This window comes from Yinghuangia sp. YIM S10712 (assembly GCF_051388935.1).
Lineage (GTDB): Bacteria > Actinomycetota > Actinomycetes > Streptomycetales > Streptomycetaceae > Yinghuangia.
On record NZ_JBPKBI010000018.1, the window covers coordinates 1 to 6,178 of the forward strand.

The window sequence follows — 6,178 nt, forward strand, 5'->3', positions numbered from 1 at the left end:
CTTTTGTCTTTCTGTGCTTCCAGCCTAGCACACCGTTTCCGGTCTGTTTTTGGCTTTCCGCGGTGCCTTGGAATTCGGCCCTCGCAGGGCCTTTTTCTTTCGGCTCGTGGAGCTTAGCAGTCGATTTCTCTGCCGCCAAACCCGTGTCGCACGGTTCGAATAGGTGAATACGCCGGACAACAGGCAAAGGAAAGCACGCCAGATGCCATGGAAGACCATGAGAACCATCGTGAAATCGGATTGCTTGCTGTGGCGGATTCTGGATCCGGCTCCATCGAAGACTCGACAGGAGCAGGGTCGCCCGCTCGACACCGATAGATGCTACCAGGTTGCCGCCCCACATGCCAGCGTTGCGACAACCCTTCGAACCTACGCGTCGCGCGGCAGCAGTGTCAACATGTCGTCGGTCACCCCACCGCAGGCAGTTCGTCCGCGACATCCGAGGTTGCCACATCTCCCGTCTCGCCGGCGGCCGTTGCCCGCTTGCCCAGGACAAAGACGTACGCGAGGAACGCCGCCTCTGCCGCGCACCCGATGCCCACGCGCGCCCATGTGGGCAGGTCGGAGGGGGTGACGAAGGCTTCGATCACTCCCGAGACCACGAGCACCAGGGCGAGGCCGATCGCCATTCCCAAAGCGATGCGGCCTTCCTGGGCCAGGGCCCGCCCGCGCGTGCGAGGGCCTGGATCGATCAGTGTCCAACCGAGGCGGAGCCCGGTGCCTGCCGCGACGAAGACGGCGGTCAGTTCGAGCAGGCCGTGCGGCATGATCAGGCCGAAGAAGATGTCGAGGCGGCCGGCGTCGGCCATGAGGCCTCCGGATGCCCCGACGTTCGCCGCGTTCGTGAACAGGATGAAGAGGACGGGCAGCCCGAACAGGACTCCGAGCGCGAGACTGCCCGCCGCGACCCAGGCGTTGTTGGTGGCCACCTGGGCGGCGAAGGACGAGGCCGGGGCACTCTCGTAGTAGGACTCGAAGTCACCGCCGGGACGGGTGAGTTCGCGGATCTCCGCAGGAGCGGCGATGGAGGACTGCACCGACTCGTCCGCCGCGACCCACGCTCCGATCGCGGCGGAGACCAGGACGAACACGAGAGCAGTCGGCACCCACCAGCGCCGAGTGCGATACACCGCGGCCGGGAAGCGCGCCGTGAGGAAGAGAACCGCGTCGCGCCAGCCTGTGCCGCGCGGCGCGGTCACGGCGGATCGGCCGCGCGCGACCAGGGAGGACAAATGCCCGACGAGTACCGGGTCGGGGGCGGCCGACTGCACGAGCGAGAGGTGGGTGGCGGTACGCCGGTACAAGGTGACCAGCTCGTCCACTTCGGCGCCGCTCAACCGGCCGCGGCGACGCGCGAGCTCGTCGAGGCGCGCCCACTCGTCCCGGTGCACCGCGACGAACACATCCACGTCCATGCGCCTCATCCTCCCGGACTCGGGGAGCGAACACGCCGATGGCAGTGCGCCGAGGCACGCAGGATGGGACTCGGCAACGTGGTGAATCCGGGGATCATGGCCCGGGCGTGCGGCGTGCGGCGTGTGCGCACCATGCATGCACTGATCCGAGCGAAGAGGAGCTTCCCGTGAGCGACTTGGTCACCGGCGAGGCCGTCGCGCTCGACCTGCGCCCCGCCAGGCTGGCGAGCCGTGCTCTCGCATTCAGCATCGACCTGCTGTTGCAGGCCGTGTGCCTGCTGTTGTTCGCGTGGGGGCTCGGCAGCCTGCTGTCCGGTGTCGACCCGGCATTGGGAACGGCAACTGTGCTGACCGTATTGGTGGCGGTCGTGGTGGGCTGGCCCGTCGCGTGGGAGACGGCGACCCGGGGCAAGTCACCGGGAAAGATGGCGCTGGGCCTGCGCGTCGTGCGCGACGACGGCGGCCCGGTGCGGTTCCGGCACTCGCTGGTACGGGGGTTGGTCGGCGTTTTCGCGGACTTCTGGACGACGGGCGGCTGCGGCGCCGTGATCTCGTCGCTGGCCTCGAACAAGGGCAAGCGCTTGGGCGACCAGGCGGCCGGGACCTTCGTCGTACGGGAGCGGACGCCCGGCGCGCGGCATGTCCCCGTCGCGATGCATCCGGCGGCGGCCGGGTGGGCGGCCGGACTCGACTTGTCGGGCCTGACCGACGACCTGGCGCTGCGGGCCCGCCAGTACTTGGGACGTATCACGCAGTTGGACCCGATGGTCGCGGCGTCGTTGGGTGCCGACCTTGCGAACCAGATCGCCGCGCGCATCGGCGTGTCGCCGCCTGCGGGGGTGCATCCGGCGGAGTTCCTGGCGGCGGTGTTGGCCGAGCGCCAACGACGAGCGTATGAACGCGCGCAACCGGCGTCGCATGGACAGGGGTGGGGAATGGCTGCCGCGTCGGCGGCGCACCGGCCGCAGCCCGCCGGGGAGCAGCACCCGCCCGCTGCGCATCCTGGGGCGACCCGTCCATCGGCATCGCCGAACGCTGCCGCCCCACCCGCGCCGCCGAGCGCTTCTGCGCCGCCCGCCCGGGCGCAAGCGCCGGCTCCGCCTCCGACGGGCTTCAAACCGCCGGCATGACCGGAGCCGCTGCCCTGGGCTGACAGCAGTCGGTGTGCGGCCGGCCGGGTCGCGGACGATGATGCGTCCGCCGCGCGCCGCTCGGCCGGTGGTTCGGCGGCGTCCACGACCCGCGAGCGGGTTCGGACTGACGGAACGGCTTACGTCGAGGCAATTCTCGAACCGATCAGGCGACGTAGTGGACGTGCGGAGCGGGCTGCCGGAGCACGTCGCTGCGCGGCTCGTCGTCCGGGACCGCGGATACGTGCCGGTGCGGCGACTTCCGGGCGGACCGCGACGTTGCCGGCGACGGCCCGAGACGCTGTGCGCTTGTCGGCTCGCCCTTGATCGCCGACCGGCGGCGGCACGTTTTGCCGCGGTTCCGTCACTGTGTGAATGTCCGTCGTCCCCGCGACACGCCTGCTGACGTGGGCGGTCTCGGCGGCGGGTAGGTTGGCGCACTCGGTCCCGATTGGGCGGCGTAAGGAGCCGGCGTGACGAAGCGGAAACGCGCGTACCGCGTCACGTGTCTGCTCACGGTTGCCTCACTCGCCGCAGCTTTGGCCGGATGCGCGGATCAGCGTGTCGCGAAGAGCGCGCTGGACGCGGCTCATGAGGCGGAGCGGGGACCGTTGACCCCCGGCGAGCTGCGGTCGGCCGTTCTCGGTGGCGATGAACTGCCTCCCGGATTTCAGGGGCCCGAAGACGCGCCGTACGCCGCCCCCATCGTGGCGCACGATCCCGACTGCGTCGGTCTGGCCCTGTTGTTGTCAGCCGGAATAGGCGGCCCACACGTCGGCGCCTACGCGACTGCGGCGTGGTCGGTTCCCGGCGAGTCGGCGCAGACCACCGTCGCCATCGCGTCGTTCGGGGCGGGCGGCGCACAAGCGGTCGTCGACGAAGGGATGCGCGCGCTCGACCGATGCCTCACTTTCGCGGCGTCCGAGGCGATCGGCGGCTCCGAACAGGCACCGCAGTGCGTTCCCGTGCCGGCTGCGGGTGACGAGAGTCTCGGGCTGGTTCTCGCCGCGCCCGACGACTCCGAGGCCGGGCAGGGCGCAGCCACCGGATACGTGATCGTCCGGGTCGGCGACATACTGACGGTTTTCGGCCACCGGACCGCCGACGGATCGTCGGCAGCGATGCCGGACCCGTTGCTGGTCGAGGAACAAGTGGCGCGGATATCCGCAGAGCTTGCGTAAGCGTGGAGGCCGGTCCGCGTTTACTGCGGTGAGGTTGGCGCGACGGCGGCGCGGGGACAGCGTCGGGCTTGTCGTCTGCTTCCTGGCTTACGGGAGCCCGCCCATGCCGTGGCCGCCTCGATGGGTGGGGGTTGCCCGAGAGAGGGTCGAAGGTGTTTGGGCGACGCGGTCGGACCGGCTCGGCTACTCACGTGATGGCGAGAACTTGCGCGTGGCGGTCGCGACGCTGGTCGTTCGCGCGGCCTTGAGCGTGGGCTCGACGGAGCTCGCGAGTGAGAGGGCGCGCTGACCGCAACGGATCGTACGCGCGTTGACGCCGCCCTGGGTTCTCCGCCGGCGACAGTGCGACAGGGTGCGCACGTGGTCGCCGAAGCAGCCGCTCATCTCGGCGTTAGGCTCGCCGTCATGCCCAGTGGCGTCTATTCCTTCCACGATCCGCACGACGGCACCCCTCTGGGCGGCGAGCGGTTCAGTTGTGCTCCGGGGCCGATCGGGTGGCGTTACACCGCGTCCGCCCTGCCCTCGCCGGGAACCGCCGGCAGTGCTTCGCTGCGGACCGTCGACCTCACGCTCGATGCGCGCGGGCGGCCGGTGCGCGTGGAGGTGATCGCGGGCGGTTGGCGTGTACGGGGTGGCGCCGCAGCCGTGGACGGCACCGCCGGGGTGCTCTGGGTGCGTGGGCCCGCGGATCCGGAGGTCGCGGAGGAGCCCGTGGAAGGTCAGGCGAAGGCCGTCGCGTTCGCGGGCCGTTCGCCGGCTTTTCTGGTCGCCACCGCCCGGCTGCTCGACCTCGCGCCGGGGCAGTCTGTGCGCGTACGCCTGATCGAACTCACCGAGCCGGTTCTCGCACCACACCCGTGCGACCAGGCGTGGGCACTCACCGGAATCGAGGAACACCCCACACCCATCGGGCCCTTGGCGGTGTCACGGTTCGAGGTGGCTGACCTCGCGACGGGCGTGCGCGGGGTGGTGCACGTGGCCGGGGACGTCGTGTTGGCGGCTCCCGGCGTGGAGTTGGAGGAGTTGGACAGCCCGCCCAATCGGGGCTGACCAACGGCCGTCAACAGGTGGGCCCGCGACCGGTGTTCATGCGCACTGTCGAAGCATCGCCGCTTTGTCGGCCTCGGTCACCGGCAGTTCGTACTTGAGCGACACCTGCGCATAGCGCACGACGTACGCGCAGCGGACCTGCTTGGCGGGTGGAAGCCATGACGCGGGAGTCGCGTCGCCTTTGCCGTTGTTGGTCGGCCCGTCGACGGCCAGCAGGTTGAGCGGGTCGTTGGCGAGTTGCATGCGTTTGTCCTGCGGCCAGTGGGCGGCGCCCATCTGCCATCCGGCGCTGAGCGAGACGACGTGGTCTATCTGGACCTCGTTCGCGTTGCTCTTGCGGAAGTTGATCGTCGTGCCGGTGTACGGGTCGGCCAGTGTCATCGTGTTGACCACACACGTCGAGCCGGAGGTGAACCGGACTTCGGCGCCGTCGCGTTTCAGTATGTCGTCGCGCGTGCGGCAGCCGTTGCCGCTCATCGGCACCGAGGGGGCACTGTCGGTCCAGGCGGATCCGAATTTGTCGCGCTCGTAGCCGGTTTTGGGGCCACGTCCCGCGGTGCGTACTTGCGAGATGAGCGCGCGTGCCTGCGCCCGGTCGGCGTCCGTGACGACGGGGGCGAGGCCGGGGAGCGTCCCGTCGGGGTTGGCGAGTGGGCCGGCGGCCGACAAGGGTGCCGTGGCAGCGGGTGTATCGGGTCCGGGGCTCGGGCCGGTGTCGTCGGCACCGAGGCCGGAACACGCGGTTGCCAGTGCGGCGGTCGCCGTGAGCGCGGCGGTGCGGCGTGCCCATCCTCTGCGCATGTCCCCGAGTCCCCCTGGCGTCGACGTGCCGTCGGCTTGGTGTCCGGCCGGCGACCGCGAGGTCCCGGCGTCGTGCCCCGCCGCCGGGCGCGGGCCTGTCCCGGGGATTACCCGGCTTCGGGGTGTGCACGCCCGGAGAGCCGGTTGGGCCGGGCGGGTGAGGCGAGGGCTGCGCGGCGCGGTTCGCGGCGAGATGCGGAGCTGCGCGGTGCGGTGTCCCAGTCCGCGGTGAGCGGCACGGGTTGGAGGCATTCCGCGAGTGCGGCGCACGCCTCGTACGCGGTTCGCAGGCCACGGAATCGCATGGGCCGCCTCGCTTTCCGCCGGCAAGAAAGATCGGTCGAACCTCGTCAGATTCGACTGATCTCGACCGCCTCAAACCTGGGGTGGCACGTCCCGAACGGGAACGCGCCACCACGCAGGCTCACGCCGGTACGGCCAACGCGGGCGACGACGTGGCGGGCCGAGGTGTCGCCGCGGGAGTCGACGGACCTTCGGGGCCCTGGGGCAACGCGAGGGCCTGTCCGACAGGGCCCGGGGCCGCGTGGCACGCGGCTCCGGGCGACGCCCGTGGCGGGGGGGGGGGGGGGGGGGGGGGGGG

General features: G+C 70.7%; 6 protein-coding genes. 3 read left to right on the forward strand and 3 right to left on the reverse strand.

The window, feature by feature from the left end:
- Positions 1–407: 407 nt before the first annotated feature.
- The gene (locus tag ACRX5W_RS27080; protein ID WP_436790951.1) at positions 408–1,415 is read right to left on the reverse strand and encodes a stage II sporulation protein M; all 1,008 of its coding nucleotides are present in this window, start codon (positions 1,413–1,415) and stop codon (positions 408–410) included.
- Positions 1,416–1,582: 167 nt separating this feature from the next.
- On the opposite strand from ACRX5W_RS27080, the gene ACRX5W_RS27085 reads away from it, so the two are divergent.
- The 3 genes from ACRX5W_RS27085 to ACRX5W_RS27095 all read left to right on the forward strand — a co-directional run bounded on the left by ACRX5W_RS27085 (position 1,583) and on the right by ACRX5W_RS27095 (position 4,776).
- The gene (locus tag ACRX5W_RS27085) at positions 1,583–2,545 is read left to right on the forward strand and encodes an RDD family protein (protein WP_436790952.1); all 963 of its coding nucleotides are present in this window, start codon (positions 1,583–1,585) and stop codon (positions 2,543–2,545) included.
- A gap of 473 nt (positions 2,546–3,018) precedes the next feature.
- On the forward strand, positions 3,019–3,726 hold the full coding sequence (locus ACRX5W_RS27090) for a hypothetical protein (RefSeq protein ID WP_436790953.1): 708 nt from the start codon (positions 3,019–3,021) through the stop codon (positions 3,724–3,726).
- A gap of 405 nt (positions 3,727–4,131) precedes the next feature.
- Positions 4,132–4,776 carry a hypothetical protein gene (locus tag ACRX5W_RS27095; RefSeq protein WP_436790954.1) on the forward strand — a complete coding sequence of 215 codons (645 nt, stop codon included), beginning with the start codon at positions 4,132–4,134 and terminating at the stop codon, positions 4,774–4,776.
- A gap of 36 nt (positions 4,777–4,812) precedes the next feature.
- Here ACRX5W_RS27095 and ACRX5W_RS27100 read toward each other — a convergent pair whose 3' ends face one another.
- Both ACRX5W_RS27100 and ACRX5W_RS27105 read right to left on the reverse strand, forming a co-directional pair.
- Entirely contained in the window at positions 4,813–5,577 is a 765-nt protein-coding gene (locus ACRX5W_RS27100) for an HNH endonuclease family protein (protein WP_436790955.1), read from the reverse strand.
- Between the two features lie 107 nt (positions 5,578–5,684).
- Positions 5,685–5,882, reverse strand: coding sequence for a hypothetical protein (locus tag ACRX5W_RS27105; RefSeq protein WP_436790956.1), 198 nt, complete (start codon positions 5,880–5,882; stop codon positions 5,685–5,687).
- Positions 5,883–6,178 lie beyond the last annotated feature (296 nt).